This window comes from Streptomyces nigra, from assembly GCF_003074055.1.
Taxonomy (GTDB): Bacteria; Actinomycetota; Actinomycetes; order Streptomycetales; family Streptomycetaceae; genus Streptomyces; species Streptomyces nigra.
The window spans coordinates 4,221,777-4,242,588 of record NZ_CP029043.1; the positions used below are offsets into that span (position 1 = coordinate 4,221,777).

Annotated in this window: 16 protein-coding genes and 1 rRNA gene; 12 read left to right on the top strand and 5 right to left on the bottom strand. The window is 71.2% G+C overall.

What is annotated here, in order from left to right; all coding sequences use genetic code 11:
• Positions 1 to 90 precede the first annotated feature (90 nt).
• Entirely contained in the window at positions 91 to 1,215 is a 1,125-nt protein-coding gene (gene disA, locus DC008_RS19590; protein WP_055624674.1) for a DNA integrity scanning diadenylate cyclase DisA, read from the bottom strand.
• A gap of 81 nt (positions 1,216 to 1,296) precedes the next feature.
• A complete protein-coding gene (gene radA, locus DC008_RS19595; protein WP_055624673.1) occupies positions 1,297 to 2,706 on the bottom strand; it encodes a DNA repair protein RadA in 1,410 nt (469 codons plus the stop codon).
• A gap of 228 nt (positions 2,707 to 2,934) precedes the next feature.
• Between radA and DC008_RS19600 the strand changes: the two genes are divergently transcribed.
• The gene (locus DC008_RS19600; protein ID WP_108708088.1) at positions 2,935 to 4,674 is read left to right on the top strand and encodes a BACON domain-containing protein; all 1,740 of its coding nucleotides are present in this window, start codon (positions 2,935 to 2,937) and stop codon (positions 4,672 to 4,674) included.
• Positions 4,675 to 4,690: 16 nt separating this feature from the next.
• On the opposite strand, the gene DC008_RS19605 is transcribed toward DC008_RS19600, so the two are convergent.
• Positions 4,691 to 5,548: a DUF3109 family protein gene (locus DC008_RS19605; RefSeq protein ID WP_108708089.1), complete on the bottom strand. Its 858-nt coding sequence runs from the start codon at positions 5,546 to 5,548 to the stop codon at positions 4,691 to 4,693.
• Positions 5,549 to 5,622: 74 nt separating this feature from the next.
• Here DC008_RS19605 and DC008_RS19610 point away from each other — a divergent pair, with 74 nt between their 5' ends.
• From DC008_RS19610 to ilvD, 4 genes are all read left to right on the top strand, one after another.
• On the top strand, positions 5,623 to 6,552 hold the full coding sequence (locus tag DC008_RS19610; protein ID WP_108708090.1) for a Ppx/GppA family phosphatase: 930 nt from the start codon (positions 5,623 to 5,625) through the stop codon (positions 6,550 to 6,552).
• 283 nt (positions 6,553 to 6,835) lie between these two features.
• Positions 6,836 to 7,660, top strand: coding sequence for a sugar phosphate isomerase/epimerase family protein (locus tag DC008_RS19615; protein WP_079033862.1), 825 nt, complete (start codon positions 6,836 to 6,838; stop codon positions 7,658 to 7,660).
• Positions 7,657 to 8,274 (top strand): TetR/AcrR family transcriptional regulator, encoded by a 618-nt coding sequence (locus DC008_RS19620; RefSeq protein ID WP_108708091.1) that lies wholly within the window; start codon positions 7,657 to 7,659, stop codon positions 8,272 to 8,274. The genes DC008_RS19615 and DC008_RS19620 overlap by 4 nt, the downstream gene beginning before the upstream one ends.
• Positions 8,275 to 8,405: 131 nt before the next feature.
• The gene (gene ilvD, locus DC008_RS19625; protein ID WP_108708092.1) at positions 8,406 to 10,259 is read left to right on the top strand and encodes a dihydroxy-acid dehydratase; all 1,854 of its coding nucleotides are present in this window, start codon (positions 8,406 to 8,408) and stop codon (positions 10,257 to 10,259) included.
• A gap of 89 nt (positions 10,260 to 10,348) precedes the next feature.
• Here ilvD and DC008_RS19630 read toward each other — a convergent pair whose 3' ends face one another.
• On the bottom strand, positions 10,349 to 12,475 hold the full coding sequence (locus DC008_RS19630) for a protein kinase domain-containing protein (protein ID WP_108708093.1): 2,127 nt from the start codon (positions 12,473 to 12,475) through the stop codon (positions 10,349 to 10,351).
• Between the two features lie 180 nt (positions 12,476 to 12,655).
• On the opposite strand from DC008_RS19630, the gene DC008_RS19635 reads away from it, so the two are divergent.
• From DC008_RS19635 to proC, 6 genes are all read left to right on the top strand, one after another.
• A complete protein-coding gene (locus DC008_RS19635) occupies positions 12,656 to 12,979 on the top strand; it encodes an SH3 domain-containing protein (RefSeq protein WP_108708094.1) in 324 nt (107 codons plus the stop codon).
• Between the two features lie 143 nt (positions 12,980 to 13,122).
• The gene (locus DC008_RS19640; RefSeq protein WP_108708095.1) at positions 13,123 to 13,632 is read left to right on the top strand and encodes a hypothetical protein; all 510 of its coding nucleotides are present in this window, start codon (positions 13,123 to 13,125) and stop codon (positions 13,630 to 13,632) included.
• Positions 13,633 to 13,683: 51 nt separating this feature from the next.
• On the top strand, positions 13,684 to 14,508 hold the full coding sequence (locus tag DC008_RS19645) for a class I SAM-dependent methyltransferase (protein WP_108708096.1): 825 nt from the start codon (positions 13,684 to 13,686) through the stop codon (positions 14,506 to 14,508).
• Between the two features lie 33 nt (positions 14,509 to 14,541).
• Entirely contained in the window at positions 14,542 to 15,354 is an 813-nt protein-coding gene (locus DC008_RS19650; protein ID WP_108708097.1) for an ABC transporter ATP-binding protein, read from the top strand.
• Positions 15,351 to 16,142, top strand: coding sequence for an ABC transporter permease (locus DC008_RS19655; protein WP_108708098.1), 792 nt, complete (start codon positions 15,351 to 15,353; stop codon positions 16,140 to 16,142). Before DC008_RS19650 ends, DC008_RS19655 begins: the two co-directional genes overlap by 4 nt.
• Before the next feature lie 123 nt (positions 16,143 to 16,265).
• Entirely contained in the window at positions 16,266 to 17,075 is an 810-nt protein-coding gene (gene proC / locus DC008_RS19660) for a pyrroline-5-carboxylate reductase (RefSeq protein WP_055624660.1), read from the top strand.
• 60 nt (positions 17,076 to 17,135) lie between these two features.
• Here the strand turns inward: proC and trpS are convergent, their stop codons facing one another.
• The gene (gene trpS / locus DC008_RS19665) at positions 17,136 to 18,188 is read right to left on the bottom strand and encodes a tryptophan--tRNA ligase (RefSeq protein ID WP_108708099.1); all 1,053 of its coding nucleotides are present in this window, start codon (positions 18,186 to 18,188) and stop codon (positions 17,136 to 17,138) included.
• 824 nt (positions 18,189 to 19,012) lie between these two features.
• Between trpS and DC008_RS19675 the strand changes: the two genes are divergently transcribed.
• A 16S ribosomal RNA gene (locus DC008_RS19675) occupies positions 19,013 to 20,538 on the top strand.
• The last annotated feature ends 274 nt before the right edge of the window (positions 20,539 to 20,812 follow it).

Sequence of the window (20,812 nt, forward strand, 5' to 3'; positions counted from 1 at the left end):
CGCCTTGCGATGTACGGCCCCAGACCCCGCTCCCTGATCCGGCCTGATCCAAACGAAAGACCCTAGCGGGACCGGGGCCCTGGGCAGGTCCTAGACGTACCGCTCCAGGATCGAGCTCTCCGCCAGACGGGACAGGCCCTCGCGGACGCTGCGGGCGCGGGCCTCGCCGACGCCGTCCACGGTCTGGAGGTCGTCGACGCTGGCGGCCAGCAGCTTCTGCAGCCCGCCGAAGTGCTCCACCAGCCGGTCGATGATGGCGCCCGGCAGCCTCGGCACCTTGGCCAGCAGCCGGAAGCCGCGCGGCGACACCGCCGAGTCCAGCGCCTCCGGGGAGCCGGTGTAGCCCAACGCCTTGGCCACCGTGGGCATTTCGAGAAGCTCCGCGTGGGACAGGGCGTCCAGCTCGTAGAGCGCCTCGTCGACCGTGCGGGAGCGCTTGGCGGTGGGCTCGGGCACGTAGTCGCGCACCACGAGCTCGCGCTCGGGCTCCACGCCGGCGATCAACTCGTCCAGCTGGAGCGCCAGGAGCCGGCCGTCGGTGCCCAGCTCCACCACGTACTCGGCGATCTCCGTCGCGATACGGCGGACCATCTCCAGACGCTGGGCGACCGCCGAGACGTCCCGGACGGTCACCAGGTCCTCGATCTCCAGCGCCGACAGCGTGCCCGCGACCTCGTCCAGGCGGAGCTTGTAGCGCTCCAGGGTGGCCAGTGCCTGGTTGGCGCGGGACAGGATCGCCGCCGAGTCCTCCAGGACGCGGCGCTGACCGTCCACGTACAGCGCGATCAGGCGCATCGACTGGGAGACCGAGACGACGGGGAAGCCGACCTGCTTGCTGACCCGGTCCGCCGTGCGGTGCCGGGTGCCGGTCTCCTCGGTGGGGATCGTCGGGTCCGGGACCAGCTGGACGCCGGCCCGCAGGATCTTCGACAGGTCGGACGAGAGCACGATGCCCCCGTCGAGCTTGCACAGCTCACGCAGACGCGTCGCCGTGAACTCGACATCCAGGACGAATCCACCCGTGCACATCGCCTCGACGGTCTTGTCGGAGCCGAGCACGATGAGTCCGCCGGTGTTCCCCCGGAGGATCCGCTCCAGGCCGTCGCGCAGCGCCGTGCCCGGTGCCACGGCGCTCAGTGAGGCGCGCATCAGGCCATCGGCACCGGAGCTCCCGCCGGCCTTTCCGGGAGCTGACGCCCGGTCGTTGGCTGCCACTGCACTCCTCCGGTCGCAGGTTCCAAGGCGCTCCCGTTTCGCACATTCGGTTCGTACGGACGGGCGAGACCTGGGCAAAGTCTACCGGCGGTCCTCGTCGTCCCGTGGGGCCTCTCGCCGACGCGAGCGCGGAAGGACCCTGAGGGCGTCTCCCATATCGGCCACTTCCAGCACCTTCATGCCCGGCGGGACCTTCCCCGGGTCGTTCGGGACCAGGGCGTGCGTGAAGCCCAGACGGTGGGCCTCGGCGAGCCTGCGCTGCACGCCCGTGACCCGTCTGACCTCGCCCGCGAGGCCCACCTCGCCGATCGCGACCAAGTTCTTGGGGAGAGGTGTGTCACTCGCGGCGGAGGCCAGCGCGAGGGCCACCGCGAGGTCCGCGGCGGGCTCGGACAGCTTCACCCCGCCGACCGTCGCGGTGTAGATGTCCCGCTTGCCGAGGGCGCTGATCCGGCCGCGCTGCTCCAGCACGGCCAGCATCATCGAGACCCGCGAGGTCTCCAGACCGGACGTCGTACGGCGCGGGGAGGGGATCTGGGAGTCGACGGTGAGCGCCTGGACCTCGGCGACCAGGGGGCGGCGGCCCTCCAGGGTGACCGTCAGGCAGGTGCCCGGGACCGGCTCGTCGCGGCGGGTCAGGAAGAGGCCGCTGGGGTCGGTCAGTCCCACGATGCCCTCGTCGTGCAGCTCGAAGCAGCCGACCTCGTCCGTCGCCCCGTAGCGGTTCTTGACGCCGCGTACGAGGCGCAGGCGCGCGTGCCGGTCGCCCTCGAAGTGGAGCACCACGTCGACCAGGTGCTCCAGGAGGCGTGGACCGGCGATGGCGCCGTCCTTGGTGACATGGCCCACGAGCAGGGTCGACATGCCGCGCTCCTTGGAGGCGCGGATCAGGGCGCCGGCCACCTCGCGGACCTGGGCCATGCCGCCGGGGGCGCCGTCGATCTCGGGGGAGGCCACCGTCTGCACCGAGTCGAGGATGAGCAGGGACGGCTTCACCGCGTCCAAGTGCCCGAGGACGGCCGCGAGATCGGTCTCGGCCGCGAGGTACAGATGGTCGTCGAGGGCGTGGATGCGGTCGGCGCGCAGCCGCACCTGGCTGGCCGACTCCTCGCCCGTCACATAGAGGGTGCGGTGCTCGTCGCTCGCCGACTTGGCCGCGACGTCCAGCAGCAGGGTGGACTTGCCCACGCCGGGCTCGCCCGCAAGGAGGACGACCGCGCCGGGCACCAGGCCGCCGCCGAGGACCCGGTCCAGCTCGGGCACGCCGGTGCTGCGGGCGGTCGCCGTACGGCCGTCGACCTCGCCGATCGGCAGGGCGGAGCTGGTGACCCGGCCCGGCGCCGTCGTACGGACCGCGGGTGCGCCGTACTCCTCGACCGTCCCCCACGCCTGGCACTCGGGGCAGCGGCCGAGCCACTTGGCCGTCTGCCAGCCGCACTCGGTGCAGCGGTAGGACGGGCGGTCCTTGGTGGACTTGGTACGGGCAGCCATGCGAAGAACCGTAGCCGAGGGCACTGACAACGCTCCGGGCGCGGACCTTCTGGGCGCAGGGCCGGGCGTGCGTTGCCTGCCCGTCGGCCCGCGTTCGGCAGACGTTCGCCATGAACAGGACATGGAATCCGGGGCTCCTGTACCCCATTGAGGGATCGTTTCACCCGTACGGATTAAAAGTGCTCAAGCAGGGAGAAGGCGCCGGTGCCGGACGCCTACGGTCCCCCAATGACGAGCAGCAGTCCGGAGACCTCGACCCGCACCACCGGCGCGCACAGGGCGCATCGGGAAGCGCGTGATCGTGCGGCGGCGCGAACGGTGGCGCAGCACCCGTCCACGCGCTACGAGCCGTATCTGGACGGGCTGTTCACCTACTGCCTGTCCGTGCTGTGCGACCACGACGCCGCGACCGCCGCCCTCGCCGACGTCCTCGTCCTCGCCGAGCGCCGCGGGCAGCGCGTGCCGGACGGCCCGGCCGACCGGCGGCCCTGGCTGTACGCCCTGGCCCGCTGGGCATGCCTGCGCAAGCTGGCCGAGGCCAAGCAGAAACGTCAGGGCAGCCATGCTGCGGGCCGGCACGGCGCCCACCGGGGGACAGGACCCGAGCCGGGCCCCGCCGTCCCCGAGGACGTCCAGGAGCAGCGGCGCCGCGAACTGGCCCTGCTGGCCTGGCCGGAGGCGGCCGGCACCACCCCGGAGCAGCGCGAGGCCCTGGAGCTGGCCGTACGCCACCACCTGGCCGCCCATGAGGTCGCCGCCGTCCTCGGTCTCGGCCTCGCCGCCGCGCGCGAGCTGCTCGCCTCCGCCGCCTGCGAGGTCGAGCGCACCCGCGCCGCCCTCGCCGTCGTCGAGACCGGCACCTGTCCGGGCGTCGCCCGGCTCACCGGCGACCGCCAGCTCGTCCTCGGCACCGCCCTGCGCCGCGAGCTCGTCCGGCACGTCGACGACTGCCCGCGTTGCCGCCGTACCGCCGAGCGCGCCGTCCCCGGCCGGTGGCCCGGCGCCGCCGTCACCCCCGCCGAGCTGCCCGTGCTGCCCGCCCCGCGCGCGGCCCTGCACATGGCCCTCGCCCACGCCCCCCGCGCGCGGGGCGGCGCCGTGCCCCGCTTCGACCGGCGCGGCTTCCCGATGGACCCGAAGGACCGCGCCGCCCGCCGGGACCGGCTGCGCGCGCGTGCCGTCACCACGACGGTCGTCGCCACCGTCGTCGCCGCCCCGGTCCTCGCCCTGTGGGCGGCCTACCGGGGCACCCCGACCGGCGAGTCCGTCGACGGGCACTCGGCCACCGCGGGCGCGGCGCACGGCCCCGGCGCACTCGACGGCGAGGGCGCGGACGGCGGCTACGAGAACGCCGGCAACGCGAGCCCCCGGCACGCGGACCGCTTCGGCGACCGTGACGCGCCGGACGTCTCCGTGGAGGTCATCAGCGTCGGCGGCACCGGGGAGAAGGGCGCCGCCCGGCTGGAGGTGTCCGCGTCCACCAGCGGCGACACCACGCTGGTCACGCTCCATGCGACGGGCCGCACACCGGTGCGCTGGTCCGCGAGCACCTCGGCCCCCTGGCTCTATATGAGCCGGTCGACGGGCACCCTCGCGCCCGGCGAGTCGGCGACGGTCAAGGTGTACGTCGACCATCTGCGGGAGCCGTCCGGGTTCTGGAGCGCGCGCCTCGCGATCTCGCCCGCCGGAACCCTCGTCACCATCCAGGGCTACGGCACCGCGCCGACCCCCTCGGACCCCGGCCGGCCGACCGACCCGGGCACCCCCAGCGATCCGCCGCCCTCGTCGTCCGATCCCGACCCGACGCCCACGACGCCGACGCCGACACCGACCGACCCGACGCCCACTGATCCGGAACCCAGCGACCCGCCCCCGTCGACGGACCCGTCCACACCGGGCCCGACCGGCCCGTCGGACACCACGTCACCGGCCGACGGCAGCGGCGAGCCGAGCCCGACGGACTCCTAGAGGGGTGTTCTGCGGATCAGGCGACCGGGTCCGCCGGGTGCGGGGCCACCAGCGGCAGCTGCGAGGCCAGCCGCTCCTCGCACAGCTCGACCAGGCGGTCGTAGCCGGCCTTGCCCATCAGCTCGATCAGCTCCGGCCGGTAGGACACGTAGACCGGGTCGCCCGCGCCGTGCGCCGAGGTCGCCGAGGTGCACCACCAGTGCAGGTCGTGGCCGCCGGGGCCCCAGCCGCGGCGGTCGTACTCACCGATCGAGATCTGCAGCACGCGCGTGTCGTCGGGCCGGTCGATCCAGTCGTAGGTGCGCCGGACCGGCAGCTGCCAGCAGACGTCCGGCTTGGTCTCCAGCGGCTCGCGGCCCTCGCGCAGGGCGAGGATGTGCAGCGAGCAGCCCGCGCCGCCGGCGAAACCGGGACGGTTCTGGAAGATGCACGAACCGTTGAAGGGGCGCGTCTGGCGGTCGCCGTCCTCGTCCTCGGACACCCAGCCGTTCCGCGTGCCCTCGTCGTGGTGCTGCCAGATGTCCGGCGTGAGCCTCGCCACATGCTCCGCGACCCGCTTCTCGTCGTCCTCGTCCGAGAAGTGCGCGCCCAGCGTGCAGCAGCCGTCGTCCGCGCGGCCCGCCTGGATGCCCTGGCAGCCGCTGCCGAAGATGCAGTTCCAGCGAGAGGTCAGCCATGTCAGATCGCAGCGGAAGACCTGCTCGTCGTCCGCCGGATCAGGGAACTCCACCCACGCGCGTGCGAAGTCGAGCCCCTTCTCGTCCGCGTCCCGGCCCTTCCTGGGGGGCTTCGCCACCGCGGCTGCCTTCGCCTGCGAAGAACCCTTGGCTGATTTGGCCGTCTTGTCGTCCTTCGCCTTTTTCGTCTTTGGCACGGGTCCAGGGTACGGCGTCCGCACCTGCGCATTCGAGGACGGAGCGGCGCCCGGCTGGCAGTAGCGTGCCGTACATGAGACTCGGTGTCCTCGACGTGGGTTCGAACACGGTGCATCTGCTGGTGGTGGACGCGCATCCCGGCGCGCGCCCGCTGCCCGCGCACTCGCACAAGGAGGAGCTGCGGCTCGCCCAACTCCTCGACGACAAGGGCGCCATCGGCATCGACGGGGTCGACCGGCTCGTGCGGGTGATCCAGGACGCGCTCCAGGCCGCCGAGGACAAGGGGGTCGAGGAGGTCCTGCCCTTCGCGACCTCCGCCGTGCGCGAGGCCGTGAACGCCGACGAGGTCCTCGCGCGCGTGAAGGCCGAGACCGGCGTCGAGCTCCAGGTCCTCGCCGGCGACGACGAGGCCCGGCTGACCTTCCTGGCCGCCCGCCGCTGGTTCGGCTGGTCGGCCGGGAAACTCCTCGTCCTGGACATCGGCGGCGGCTCCCTGGAGATCGCGTACGGCATGGACGAGGAACCGGACGCCGCCGTGTCCCTGCCCCTGGGCGCGGGCCGGCTCACCGCGGGCTGGCTGCCGGGCGATCCGCCGGACCCGGAGGACATACGCGCGCTGCGGCGCCACGCACGGGCCGAGATCGCCCGTACGGTCGGCGAGTTCACCCGGTTCGGGGCGCCCGACCACGTCGTCGCCACGTCCAAGACCTTCCGGCAGCTGGCCCGGATCGCCGGTGCCGCCCGCTCGGCAGAGGGCCTGTACGTCCAGCGCGAGCTGAAGCGGGAGTCCCTGGAGGCGTGGGTCCCGCGGCTGGCCGGGATGACCGAGGCCCAGCGCGCGGAACTGCCCGGAGTCTCCGAGGGCCGCGCGAGCCAGCTGCTCGCGGGGGCGCTGGTGGCCGAGGGGGCCATGGACCTGTTCGGCGTGGAGACGCTGGAGATCTGCCCGTGGGCCCTGCGCGAGGGCGTCATCCTGCGCAAGCTGGATCACATGAACCCATGAGGGCGGTGGTCGTGTGCGGGCCCTGGCCGGCGTGAGGGCGGTCGTGTGCGGGCCGTGGCGGGCGTGAGGGTGTGCGGACCGTGGGGCGGCGCCCGGCTCCGCCCGCGCGCCCCGGCGGTCCACCGCACCCCCGCGTGAAGCCCGCCACACACCGGCCGGAGCCCGGGCCGCCCCCCCGACCCGTGAATGCCCTGTTCGCACAGGTGGCCGGTTGTGTGCGACGCCGCCGGGCACATGGTCATCCGTTCCCGCGGGCCGGGGGAGTCCCCGTACGCTGTCCCTCGTGGCAGATCCAGTGGTGCGCATCCCGGATGCGAAGGTCGCCCTGTCGACGGCCTCGGTCTATCCGGAGTCGACGGCGACGGCCTTCGAGATCGCCGCGCGCCTCGGCTACGACGGTGTCGAGGTCATGGTGTGGACCGACCCGGTCAGCCAGGACCTGGAGGCGCTGCGCCGGCTCAGCGACTACCACCGCATCCCCATCCTGGCCGTTCACGCCCCCTGCCTGCTGATCACCCAGCGCGTGTGGTCCACCGACCCCTGGACCAAGCTCCAGCGGGCCCAGGCCGCCGCCGAGAAGCTCGGCGCCGGCACGGTCGTCGTGCACCCGCCGTTCCGCTGGCAGCGCCAGTACGCCCGGGACTTCGTCGAGGGCATCTGGCGCATGGCGAACGAGACGGACGTCCGCTTCGCCGTCGAGAACATGTACCCCTGGCGCTACCGCGACCGCGAGATGCTGGCGTACGCCCCCGACTGGGACGTCACCCAGGACGACTACCGGCACTTCACGATCGACCTCAGCCACACCGCGACCGCCCGCTGCGACGCGCTCCAGATGGTCGACCGCATGGGCGACCGGCTCGGCCATGTGCACCTCGCCGACGGGCGGGGCTCGGCCAAGGACGAGCACCTCGTCCCCGGCCGCGGCAACCAGCCCTGCGCCGAGGTCCTGGAACGCCTCGCCCGGACCGGCTTCGACGGGCACGTCGTCATCGAGGTCAACACCCGGCGCGCGATGTCCGGCGCCGAACGTGAGGCCGACCTCGCGGAGGCCCTCGCCTTCACCCGGCTCCATCTGGCGTCCGCGGTGAAGGTGCCCCGGCCGTGACCGACACCGCGCCGGGCACGGGCGGGCGACGCCGGGGCCGGCCCCCGCGCACGGAGTCCGCCGGCACCCGCGAGCGCATCCTGGACGCGGCCCGCGAGGAGTTCGCCGAGCGGGGGTACGAGAAGACCTCGGTGCGGGGCATCGCCAAGGCCGCCGGGGTCGACTCCGCGCTCGTCCACCACTACTTCGGCACCAAGGAGCAGGTCTTCGAGGCGGCCGTCGAGGTCGCCCTCGTCCCCGCCCTGAAGGTGCGCGACGCCGTCCTCGAGGCGCCCCTGGACGACGTCGGCGAGCGGATGACCCGCTTTCTCTTCGGGCTCTGGGAGAACCCGGCGACCCGTAAGCCGCTGCTCGCGATCGTCCGGTCGGCGGTCACGAACGAGGCCGCGGCCACCGTGTTCCGCCGCCTCGTCGCCAGTCAGCTGCTGCGCCGGATCGCCGGGGAGATCGACGCGCCGGACGCGGAGCTGCGCGCCGAGCTGGCCGCCGCGCAGCTCGTGGGGATCGCGATGATGCGGTACGTCATCAAGATCGAGCCGATCGCCTCGGCGGACATCGAGCGGATCGTCGAGCGCGTGGCCCCCGTCGTGCAGGGGCACCTCACCGGGCCCTGAGCCTGCCGCCGGACCCCCGTACCGCTCTCTCCGCGAGACATTCGTCCCGTATGACGGACGCCTCGTCCCGCCCACTGGATGACCGGCGTACGCTCGACAGCAGCCCTATCCGTCTGAAGGAGCGAGCGACGATGCCCGAGCTGAGGTCCCGCACAGTCACCCACGGCCGCAACATGGCGGGCGCACGCGCCCTTATGCGCGCCTCCGGTGTACCCGGTGCGGACATCGGCCGGAAGCCGATCATCGCCGTGGCGAACTCCTTCACCGAGTTCGTGCCCGGTCACACGCACCTCCAGCCCGTCGGGCGGATCGTCTCCGAGGCCATCCGCGAGGCCGGCGGCATCCCGCGCGAGTTCAACACGATCGCCGTCGACGACGGCATCGCCATGGGCCACGGCGGCATGCTCTACTCCCTGCCCTCCCGCGACCTCATCGCGGACAGCGTGGAGTACATGGTCGAGGCGCACTGCGCCGACGCCCTGATCTGCATCTCCAACTGCGACAAGATCACCCCGGGCATGCTGAACGCCGCCCTGCGGCTCAACATCCCGACGGTCTTCGTCTCCGGCGGCCCCATGGAGTCCGGCCGCGCCACCCTGGTCGACGGCACGGTCCGCACGCTCGACCTGGTCGACGCGATCTCCGACGCCGTGAACGACAAGATCTCGGACGAGGACATCCTCCGTATCGAGGAGAACGCCTGTCCGACCTGCGGGTCCTGTTCCGGCATGTTCACCGCCAACTCGATGAACTGCCTCACCGAGGCCATCGGCCTCTCCCTGCCGGGCAACGGCTCGATCCTCGCCACGCACACCGCCCGCAGGGGCCTGTACGAGGACGCCGCCCGCACCGTCATGGACATCACCCGCCGCTACTACGAGCAGGACGACGAGACGGTGCTGCCGCGCAACGTCGCCACCGTCGCCGCGTTCGAGAACGCGATGGCCCTGGACATCGCGATGGGCGGCTCCACCAACACGATCCTGCACCTGCTGGCCGCGGCGCAGGAGGCGGGCGTGCCGTTCGGCCTGGAGGAGATCGACGCCGTCTCGCGCCGTGTCCCCTGCCTGGCCAAGGTCGCCCCGAACGTCGCCAAGGACCGCACGTACTACATGGAGGACGTGCACCGCGCCGGCGGCATCCCGGCCCTGCTGGGCGAGCTGCACCGTGGCGGACTGCTCAACGAGGACGTCCACGCCGTCCACAGCCCCTCGCTGTCCGACTGGCTGAAGACCTGGGACGTGCGCGGCGGCTCCCCCTCGGCGGAGGCCGTCGAACTGTGGCACGCGGCCCCCGGCTGTGTCCGCTCGGCCGAGGCGTTCTCCCAGTCGGAGCGCTGGGCTGCGCTCGACGAGGACGCCGAGGGCGGCTGCATCCGCAGCGTCGAGCACGCCTACTCCAAGGACGGCGGTCTCGCGGTCCTGAAGGGCAACCTCGCCGTCGACGGCTGTGTCGTGAAGACCGCGGGCGTGGACGAGTCCATCTGGACCTTCGAGGGCCCGGCGGTCGTCTGCGAGTCGCAGGAGGAGGCCGTCGAGAAGATCCTCAACAAGCAGGTGACCGACGGCGACGTCGTCGTCATCCGCTACGAGGGCCCCAAGGGCGGCCCCGGTATGCAGGAGATGCTCTACCCGACGTCCTTCCTCAAGGGCCGCGGCCTGGGCAAGACCTGCGCGCTGATCACCGACGGCCGTTTCTCCGGCGGCACCTCGGGCCTGTCCATCGGCCACGCCTCCCCGGAGGCCGCGTCCGGCGGCACGATCGCCCTCGTCGAGGACGGCGACCGCATCCGCATCGACATCCCGAACCGCACGATCGAGCTGCTCGTCGACGACGCCGAACTGACCCGCCGCGAGCGGGCGCTGAACGGCGCGTACGCGCCGAAGAACCGCGACCGCAAGGTCTCGGCGGCCCTGCGCGCCTACGCGGCGATGGCCACCAGCGCGGACAAGGGCGCGGTGCGCGACGTCTCGAAGCTGGGCTGACCAGGCGGGATCGTGTATTCGGTGGGGCCGTCTCCTTCGGGGGCGGCCCCATCGCCGTACGGTCCCTTCGTACGGCCCTGGGGCTCAGGTCACCATGTGCCCGGCGACCGGCCGTCGACGGTGAAGACCGTGCCGTCCGGTGCGGTGGCGTGGACACGGCCGTCGCCCAGGGCGGGTGCGGGCAGACTCGCGGTGGCCGCCGCGGCGTTCGGGTTCAGCCGGGGCTCCGTCTGGCCGACCAGCCGCCCCCGGGTCCCGTCCACGGCGAGCAGCCGCCCGTCCACCGCGCTCACGTACACACGCCGGCCGTCGAAGACCGGCGCCGAGCCCTGGCTGACGCCCGTCTGCACCGACCAGCGCTGCCGGCCCGCGCGCATGTCGACGGCCACGAGGGAGCCGTCCGCCCCCAGCAGGTGGACGGTCCCGCCGTACACCCCGGCCTGCGCGCGGTTCAGCGACTCCGACAGACGCACGCGCCGCGTGGCGCCCGACGCCGGGCTGTAGCGGACGACGGCCAGCGCCTCGCCGTAGTCGCCGCCGCTCGCGACGAGGAAGACCTCGCCGTCGGTGGCGCCGACGGGGGTCAGGGCGTCGTCGAACGGCGCGTCCCAGCGCACCTTGCCGTCCTTCGGGTCGATGGACCGCACCCGGGTGCGGCCGCCGTCCGACACGTTCGCGACGAAGAGCCAGGGATTGCCCGGGAACGAGACGGCGTACGCCTCACCCAGCCCCGGGATCCGCCGCTTCCAGCGGGTCTCGCCGGACGCGCTGTCCACGCCCCGCGCCACACCGTCCGCGCCGATCAGCACGAGCATGTCGCCCGCGTACCGGAATCCCCGGTACGCCGACACGTCCAGCTCCCACCGCGACTCGCCGGTCGCCGGGTCGAGGGCCTCCAGCCGCCGGTCCGCGTGGGTCGCCACGTGCGCGAGGCCGCCCGAGAACACCGGCGGGCCGCCCGGCGCGTCGTCCTCGGTGGCGAGGTCGTGGCGCCACAGCACCCGTCCGTCGGCCGGGTCGAGCGCGCTGACCAGCCCAGGCTGCGTACACAGCAGCCGCCGGCCGTCGTGTGCGCATCGCGGCAGTCCGCCACGCTCCGGCGACGGCTTCACGGCCCAGGGTTCGACCGCCGACGCCGCCGCAGCGGGCTTCCGCGCACCTGCCTCCTGCTCGGGCTCGTCCCCGGGCCACAGCACGGCGGCCCCGGCGACGACGCCCAGAGCGACGACGGCCGCCGTCACCAGGGCCACCCGCCGTCGCGTCGCCGTCTTCCGGGGCTGCCGCGAACCGGCGGTTCTTCGCCTCTTGCCCGCGGTCCCGGGGCCGGGCTCGGGGTCGCTGTCCTCGCTCGCACGCTGGGCCGGTATGAACGCCTGTGTGTCGTACGACGCCGACACGGACCGCAGTTCGCGCATCAGCTCGTCCGGGGTGGGCCGGTCCTCCGGCTCCTTGGCGAGGCAGCGCAGCACGAGTGGGGCGAGGTTCTCCGGCAGCCCGGTCAGATCCGGCTCGTCATGGACGACCTGGTAGGCGACGACGTACGGGCTGTCCGAATCGAACGGCCCGCGTCCCGTGGCCGCGTGCACCATCACCGAGCCGAGCGCGAAGACGTCCGCGGCGGGGCCGACCTCCCGGGGCCGCCGGAACTGCTCCGGAGCCATGAACGGCGGCGTCCCGATCAACTTGCCGGTCTCGGTCCGCAGTTCGCTGTCCTTCGGCCGAGAAATGCCGAAGTCGATGACCTTCGGACCGTCGGCGGCGAGCAGCACGTTGCTCGGTTTCAGATCGCGGTGCACCACGCCGACGCGGTGGATGTCCCGCAGCGCCTCGGCCAGCCCGGCCATCAGCCGCCGCAACTGTGCGGGGTCCATGGGGCCGTTCCGCTTCACATGGTCGGAGAGTGTCGGCCCGGGGATGAACAGCGTGGCCATCCACGGCCGTCCGGCCTCCGGATCGGCGTCCACCACCGGTGCCGTGAATGCCCCGCTGACCTTGCGCGCCGCCCCGACCTCCTGCCGGAAACGGCCCCTGAACTCGGGGTCCTTCGCGAACTCGGCATGGACGACCTTCACGGCGACCTGCATGCCCGAGGTGCTCCTGGCCAGGTGGACGACGCCCATGCCCCCGGAACCGAGGACCGACTCCAGGCGGTAGTGCCCGGCGTACTCGGGAAGTTCCGCTTCGGCGTCCGCCCCGATGTTGTGCCGTGACGCCATGGGACCACCCCCGTGCTGTTCGTCCACGCGCGCGACGCACGGAGCCTAGTCGATGACACGTGCGATACAGAGGCGGCTTGCTAGTCTTCCCGTTCGATCTGAGCACGCCTGTTTCATGGCGTGATCCGGGGGAATCAACGGGGCCCCACGATGGTCGTGGGCTCAACGGGGGGATTACCTATGTCTGTCGACCGTACGGAAGTGACGGACCGCGGCGAGGACGACGCCGTCAGCACACTCGCGGCGTCCGCCGGAGTGCCCTACTACCCGATCGCGCCGGGCGTGCGCCTCAACGTCCGCAGCGGTCCCGGCACCAGCTACCCGATCATCAAGGTCCTGCCCGAGGGCACGCGGGTCGCGATCTACTGCCAGCGGCCCGGCACCCGCGTCACCGGCCCGTACGGCACCTCGACCATCTGGGACAACATCGCCAACGGCGAGTACGTCTCCGACACGTACGTCAGGACCGGCAGCGACGGCTACATCCGCCCGCGCTGCTCGTAGCGAGGTCTGGCCCTTGGCTTACGGGCCGCGGGCCGCGGCCCGTAAGCCAAGGGCCACGGTCTCGGGCGGGGGCCCGAGCCCAGGGCCCGGGGCCTGACGGCCTGAGCGGGGACCGGCGAGGGCGCCGGGGCGATAATCGACGCGTGAGCGAGACGAACGGCACCCCGGCCACCCCCGCGGACACCTCGGGCCCCCGCCCCGAGCCCCTGCGCTTCTTCGGCACGACCTGGGTCGAGCACGACCAGGGCTACACGCTCCGCCGGCTCGGCGTGGCCGTCGGCTCCCTGGCCGCCGCCGCTGCCGCCTGCCTGGTGCTGCGCTTCGCCTACCAGGGCATCGCGATCGCCGGCACCGGCGGCTTCGTGACGGTGCTGGTCGTCGTGATGTTCGCGGTCTGCAGCGCGCTCGCGTTCCGCCACACCTGGGACGGCTACACCAAGCGCCCCGACCCCGACCGCCAGGCCAGCCTGCGCGGCCTGCTCACCATCGGCTTCGTCGGCTCCCTCCTCGCCTATTTCTTCCGCTCCCTGTTCGAGGCCCCCGGCGAGAAACTGCACCGCCAGGAGTACGAGACGGCCCGCAAGCGCCACGAGTCCCGCACCACCCGCCGCACCGGCAACCCGTCCAAGCGCAAGAGCAAGCGCAACCGCTGAGCACGCCCCTGGCGCTGTGGCCGACCGTATGAGGGGCGGCACCATGGCTCCATGACAGCCCCCTCCGACGCGGCCCGCGCCCACTCCTTCAACACCGCCGCCGCCCAGTACGCGGCGAACCGCCCCTCCTATCCGCCCGCCCTCTTCGACGCGGTCGAGGAACTCGCGGGGCGGCCCCTGGCCGGTGCGCGGGTCGTGGACGTCGGCGCCGGGACCGGGATCGCCACCGCCCTGCTCCACGACCGCGGCGCCGACGTACTGGCGGTGGAGCCCGGCGAGGGCATGGCGGCCCAGTTCCGCCGCGGCCATCCCGGCATCCCGCTCGTACGGGGCACCGGTGACGCCCTGCCCCTGGCCACTTCCTCGGCCGACCTCCTCACCTACGCCCAGGCCTGGCACTGGACGGACCCCGCCCGCTCGGTGCCGGAGGCCCTGCGCGTGCTGCGCCCCGGCGGCGCGCTCGCCCTGTGGTGGAACATCACCCCCCTCGACATCCCCTGGCACGTCGAGCAGGCGATGCGGATCGAGAGCCGCTTCGGCCTCCACTCCGGCGGCCCCGCGCCCGTCGCCCCCGCCGTCGAACAGCAGGGCAGGGGCGCCCGGGCCGCCGAGGCAGACCCCACTGGCCGCCTCACCTTCACCTCCCGCACGGTCCGCTGGAGCCGCCGCGTCCCCGTCGACACCCACCTGGCCAATCTCGCCAGCCACTCGCTCTTCCTGGTGAACGGCGCCGAAGCGAGCGCAGCCTTCTTCGCCGAGGAGCGGCGCCATCTCCTCGGCACCTTCCCGGACGGCACCGTCGAGGAGACGTACGACGTGGACCTGGTCGTCGCCATCACCCCCGGGACCGGGAACCGCACCCCGCACGGTGCTTGACGCTCAAGGCCCGGCGCGAGCATTATTCATCGCATGGTGAATTATGATGCCGCCCGCACCGACCCTCCCGACAGCCCCGGGGACGAGCCGGCCGTCCGCGCCGACTCCCTCACCGTCGTCCGCGGCACCCGCCAGGTCCTGCGCGACCTGGCCTTCACCGTCCCGCGCGGACAGATCACCGGCCTGCTCGGCCCCTCCGGCTGCGGCAAGACCACCCTGATGCGGTCCATCGTCGGCACCCAGGCCAAGGTCACCGGCACCCTCGACGTCCTCGGCCACCCCGCCGGACACCCCTCGTTGCGCACCCGCATCGGCTACGTCACCCAAGCCCCCTCCGTCTACGACGACCTGACCGTCCGCCAGAACCTGGACTACTTCGCGGCGATCCTCGACCCCGGCCGCTCCGCCGCCGGCCGGCGCGCCGACGCCGTCACCCGCGCCATCGCCGACGTCGACCTCACCAGCCACGCCGACGCCCTGGCCGGTGCCCTCTCCGGCGGCCAGCGCAGCCGCGTCTCCCTGGCGGTAGCCCTCCTCGGCGCCCCCGAACTCCTCGTCCTGGACGAACCCACCGTCGGCCTCGACCCCGTCCTGCGTCGCGACCTCTGGGCCCTCTTCCACGACATCGCCGCCTCCCGCGGCGCCACCCTCCTCATCTCCTCCCATGTCATGGACGAGGCCGAGCGCTGCCACCGCCTCCTCCTCATGCGCGAGGGCCGCGTCCTCGCCGACGGCACCCCCGAAGCCCTCCGCGCCCGCACGGACTCCGAGACCGTCGAAGCGGCCTTCCTGCACCTGGTCGACGAGGCGGCCGCCGCCGCCCGTGCGAAGGAGACCACCCGATGAGCACCACCGCGAGCACCCCCACCCCGCTCCGCCCGGCCCCCACCGGCGCCCTCAGCCCCGCCCGCACCCTCGCCACCGCGGCCCGCGTCCTGCGCCAGCTCCGCCACGACCCGCGGACCATCGCGCTGATGCTCCTCGTGCCCTGCGTGATGCTCTTCCTGCTGCGCTACGTCTTCGACGGCAGCCCGCGCACCTTCGACACCATCGGCGCCTCCCTCCTCGGGATCTTCCCGCTGATCACGATGTTCCTGGTCACCTCCATCGCCACCCTGCGCGAACGGACCTCGGGCACCCTCGAACGCCTCCTCGCCCTGCCCCTGGGCAAGGGCGACCTGATCGCCGGCTACGCCCTCGCCTTCGGCGCCCTCGCGATCGTCCAGTCCGCGCTCGCCACCGGACTCGCCCTGTGGTTCCTCGACCTCGACGTCACCGGCAGCCCCTGGCTGCTCCTGCTGGTCGCCCTGCTCGACGCGCTTCTCGGCACCGCCCTCGGCCTCTTCGTCTCGGCCTTCGCCGCCTCCGAGTTCCAGGCCGTCCAGTTCATGCCGGCCGTGATCTTCCCCCAGCTCCTCCTCTGCGGACTCTTCACTCCCCGCGACGCCATGCACCCCGCCCTGGAAGCCCTCTCCGACGCCCTCCCCATGTCCTACGCCGTCGACGGCATGAACGAAGTCCTCCAGCACTCCGACATGACGGCCGCCTTCGTCCGCGACGCCCTGATCGTCGCGGGCTGCGCCCTCCTCGTCCTCTGCCTGGGCGCCGCCACCCTGCGCCGCCGCACCGTCTGACCGACCGCACCGCCTGACCGACCGCACCGCCCTGCGTCCGCCCACCGGACAGTCCACCGCGCACCCGGCCCTCCGGTGCGAGGATGAACGCGGACGACGCAACCCCCGGAGGGCACCCCAGCCATGACCCAGAAAGTCGCAGTCCTCGGCACCGGCAAGATCGGCGAAGCCCTGCTCAGCGGAATGATCCGCGGAGGCTGGACACCGGCAGACCTCCTGGTCACGGCCCGCCGCCCGGAACGCGCCGAGGAACTCCGCACCCGCTACGGAGTCACCCCGGTCAGCAACGCGGAAGCCGCCAAGTCGGCCGACACCCTGATCCTCACCGTCAAGCCCCAGGACATGGGCACCCTCCTCGACGAACTCGCCCCCTTCGTCCCCGCCGACCGCCTGGTCATCAGCGGCGCGGCGGGCATCCCCACCTCCTTCTTCGAGTCCCGACTGGCCACCGGCACCCCGGTGGTCCGCGTCATGACGAACACCCCGGCCCTCGTCGACGAGGCCATGTCCGTCATCTCCGCGGGCAGCCACGCCAGCGAGGCCCACCTCGCCCACGCCGAGGAGATCTTCGGCGCCGTCGGCAAGACGCTCCGCGTCCCCGAGTCCCAGCAGGACGCCTGCACCGCCCTCTCCGGCTCCGGCCCGGCCTACTTCTTCTACCTGGTCGAAGCCATGACGGACGCCGGCATCCTGCTCGGGCTGCCCCGCGACAAGGCCCACGACCTGATCGTCCAGTCCGCGATCGGCGCCGCGACGATGCTCCGCGACAGCGGTGAGCACCCGGTCAAGCTCCGCGAGAACGTGACGTCCCCCGCCGGCACCACCATCAACGCCATCCGCGAGCTGGAGAACCACGGCGTCCGCGCGGCCCTCATCGCCGCCCTCGAGGCAGCCCGCGACCGCAGCCGCGAGCTTGCCTCCGGGAACAGCTGACGCCTCCGGGCCGCCCCGCACCGGGCGGCCCGATCCAGGCGGCTCAGACCCGCAGGCGGCTCAGGCGGTCACTCCGATATCGGGGACAGCGGCACCGGCACCGACATCCTCTGCCTCGGCCGCCGGCAGCAGTCCGATCGACCGATACGCGGCATCCACGGTCGGCCGGGCCATCGCCCGCGCGCGCTCCGCACCATCCCGCAGCACCCCCTCCACATAGCCAGGATCCGTGCACAGCTCCCTGTGCCTCTCCTGCACGGGCCTGAGAACCTCGACCACGGCGTCCGCGGTGTCCCGCTTCAAAGCCCCGTACGTTTCATATACACCGCTCAGCTCGGATGGGTTCCCACCCGTGCAGGCCGCCAGGATCTCCAGCAGATTCGCCGGGCCCGGCCGCGTCTCCGGGTCGTACACGACGTCCCGGGCGCTGTCGGTGACAGCCCGCATGATCTTCCTGCGCACCACGTCCGGCTCGTCGAGCAGATAGACGATGCCCGGCCCCGAGTCGTCGCTCTTGCCCATCTTCGACGTCGGGTCCTGCAGGTTCATCACCCGGGCCGCGACCTGCGGCGGCGTCGCCCGCGGCACGACGAACGTGTGCCCGTACCGCTGGTTGAACCGCACCGCGATGTCCCGCGCCAGCTCCACGTGCTGCGTCTGGTCGTCCCCGACCGGCACCTGGTCGGTCCCGTACGCCAGGATGTCCGCCGCCATCAGCACGGGATACGTGAGGAGGGACAGCCGGACACTCCCCCCGCGCACCCGTTCCCGAGCGGCCTTCTCCTTGTACTGGATCATGCGCCGCATCTCGCCGTCCGTGGCCACGCACTCCAGCAGGTACGACAGCCGGGTGTGCTCGTCGACATGGCTCTGCACGAAGACGGTGCACAGTCGGGGATCCAGCCCCGACGCGAGCAACAGCGTCGCGGCCTGCCTGCTGAGTCTGCGCACCCGCGCCGGATCGTGGTCCACGGTCAGCGCGTGCAGATCCACGATGCAGAACAGGGCGTCCGACTGGTGCTGGTCGACCGCGGCCCACCGCCGCATGGCGCCCAGATAGTTCCCCAGCGTCAGGTGTCCCGTCGGCTTGATCCCGCTGAAGACCCGCGTCATCCACTCCACCTCCTGGTCGAGGCCGCCGTCCCGGCCGGCCGACCCTCAGGAGGGAGAAACGAGAACGGCCGCCGGGGCGGCGGCCGTGTGTGCGCACGTGACATCGGCCGCCGTCAGGCGGCCCACCAGAACTGGGTGCACGTGCGCTTCGTCATGCGGCTCAGGGTACGCCGCCGGGGTGTCGACCGCAGCGAAGTTGACACGCCCCATGCCCATCCGTACTGTTCTCCGAGTTGTCCGACGTGAGCGCCGACCCCGGTCGGTCCCCGGACAGCCACTCCGCAAGTACCAACCATCTCTCGACGACAGTCTTTCGGCTGCCGTCGTGTCGTTGGCGCGCGTATTTACGGAATGAGGAATCCGCGTTCGAAAGGACGCCGGCCCCCGATTCGATCGGGAGCAAGGAATCCGCTAAAGTCTCACTCGTCGGAACGGCCCAAGGGCCGGGAAGACAAGCTCCGCTGACTGGGGATCAGGCCGAAAAGGATCTGGTAAAGTCGGAACCGCCGGAAAGGGAAACGCGGAAGCGGGAACCTGGAAAGCACCGAGGAAATCGGATCGGAAAGATCTGATAGAGTCGGAAACGCAAGACCGAAGGGAAGCGCCCGGAGGAAAGCCCGAGAGGGTGAGTACAAAGGAAGCGTCCGTTCCTTGAGAACTCAACAGCGTGCCAAAAGTCAACGCCAGATATGTTGATACCCCGTCTCCAGCATCTGCTGGGGCGAGGTTCCTTTGAAAAAACACAGCGAGGACGCTGTGAACATCGGGATTATTCCTCCCGATGTTCCGCTCTCGTGATGTGTGCACCCGATCACGGGTAAACATTCACGGAGAGTTTGATCCTGGCTCAGGACGAACGCTGGCGGCGTGCTTAACACATGCAAGTCGAACGATGAACCACTTCGGTGGGGATTAGTGGCGAACGGGTGAGTAACACGTGGGCAATCTGCCCTGCACTCTGGGACAAGCCCTGGAAACGGGGTCTAATACCGGATACTGAGCCACTTGGGCATCCAAGTGGTTCGAAAGCTCCGGCGGTGCAGGATGAGCCCGCGGCCTATCAGCTTGTTGGTGAGGTAATGGCTCACCAAGGCGACGACGGGTAGCCGGCCTGAGAGGGCGACCGGCCACACTGGGACTGAGACACGGCCCAGACTCCTACGGGAGGCAGCAGTGGGGAATATTGCACAATGGGCGAAAGCCTGATGCAGCGACGCCGCGTGAGGGATGACGGCCTTCGGGTTGTAAACCTCTTTCAGCAGGGAAGAAGCGAAAGTGACGGTACCTGCAGAAGAAGCGCCGGCTAACTACGTGCCAGCAGCCGCGGTAATACGTAGGGCGCAAGCGTTGTCCGGAATTATTGGGCGTAAAGAGCTCGTAGGCGGCTTGTCACGTCGGTTGTGAAAGCCCGGGGCTTAACCCCGGGTCTGCAGTCGATACGGGCAGGCTAGAGTTCGGTAGGGGAGATCGGAATTCCTGGTGTAGCGGTGAAATGCGCAGATATCAGGAGGAACACCGGTGGCGAAGGCGGATCTCTGGGCCGATACTGACGCTGAGGAGCGAAAGCGTGGGGAGCGAACAGGATTAGATACCCTGGTAGTCCACGCCGTAAACGGTGGGCACTAGGTGTGGGCAACATTCCACGTTGTCCGTGCCGCAGCTAACGCATTAAGTGCCCCGCCTGGGGAGTACGGCCGCAAGGCTAAAACTCAAAGGAATTGACGGGGGCCCGCACAAGCGGCGGAGCATGTGGCTTAATTCGACGCAACGCGAAGAACCTTACCAAGGCTTGACATACACCGGAAACGTCCAGAGATGGGCGCCCCCTTGTGGTCGGTGTACAGGTGGTGCATGGCTGTCGTCAGCTCGTGTCGTGAGATGTTGGGTTAAGTCCCGCAACGAGCGCAACCCTTGTCCCGTGTTGCCAGCAGGCCCTTGTGGTGCTGGGGACTCACGGGAGACCGCCGGGGTCAACTCGGAGGAAGGTGGGGACGACGTCAAGTCATCATGCCCCTTATGTCTTGGGCTGCACACGTGCTACAATGGCCGGTACAATGAGCTGCGATACCGCGAGGTGGAGCGAATCTCAAAAAGCCGGTCTCAGTTCGGATTGGGGTCTGCAACTCGACCCCATGAAGTCGGAGTCGCTAGTAATCGCAGATCAGCATTGCTGCGGTGAATACGTTCCCGGGCCTTGTACACACCGCCCGTCACGTCACGAAAGTCGGTAACACCCGAAGCCGGTGGCCCAACCCCTTGTGGGAGGGAGCTGTCGAAGGTGGGACTGGCGATTGGGACGAAGTCGTAACAAGGTAGCCGTACCGGAAGGTGCGGCTGGATCACCTCCTTTCTAAGGAGCACTTCTAAGCCAGGCTTGCCTGGTTCAGAGGCCAGTACATCAGCGAATGTCTGATGCTGGTTGCTCATGGGTGGAACGTTGACTACTCGGCACGGTCCAGGATGGACCAGGCGCTAGTACTGCTCTTCGGGGCGTGGAACGCTGATCTGGTCAACTGACTGTGTCGGGCACGCTGTTGGGTGTCTGAAGGTACGGCCGTATGGTCGCTTTCAGTGCCGGCCCCAGTGCACTCGAGCCGTAAGGCTTGGGGTGATGGGTGGTTGGT

Bases quoted from the DNA above. Each gene is read 5' to 3' on its own strand.
- ilvD (WP_108708092.1), top strand. From the start codon at position 8,406: ATGCCCGAGCTGAGGTCCCGCACAGTCACCCACGGCCGCAACATGGCG.
- trpS (WP_108708099.1), bottom strand. From the start codon at position 18,188: ATGACGCGGGTCTTCAGCGGGATCAAGCCGACGGGACACCTGACGCTG.
- DC008_RS19610 (WP_108708090.1), top strand. From the start codon at position 5,623: ATGAGACTCGGTGTCCTCGACGTGGGTTCGAACACGGTGCATCTGCTG.
- proC (WP_055624660.1), top strand. From the start codon at position 16,266: ATGACCCAGAAAGTCGCAGTCCTCGGCACCGGCAAGATCGGCGAAGCC.
- radA (WP_055624673.1), bottom strand. From the start codon at position 2,706: ATGGCTGCCCGTACCAAGTCCACCAAGGACCGCCCGTCCTACCGCTGC.
- DC008_RS19650 (WP_108708097.1), top strand. From the start codon at position 14,542: ATGGTGAATTATGATGCCGCCCGCACCGACCCTCCCGACAGCCCCGGG.
- DC008_RS19655 (WP_108708098.1), top strand. From the start codon at position 15,351: ATGAGCACCACCGCGAGCACCCCCACCCCGCTCCGCCCGGCCCCCACC.
- DC008_RS19600 (WP_108708088.1), top strand. From the start codon at position 2,935: ATGACGAGCAGCAGTCCGGAGACCTCGACCCGCACCACCGGCGCGCAC.
- DC008_RS19635 (WP_108708094.1), top strand. From the start codon at position 12,656: ATGTCTGTCGACCGTACGGAAGTGACGGACCGCGGCGAGGACGACGCC.
- DC008_RS19630 (WP_108708093.1), bottom strand. From the start codon at position 12,475: ATGGCGTCACGGCACAACATCGGGGCGGACGCCGAAGCGGAACTTCCC.
- DC008_RS19645 (WP_108708096.1), top strand. From the start codon at position 13,684: ATGACAGCCCCCTCCGACGCGGCCCGCGCCCACTCCTTCAACACCGCC.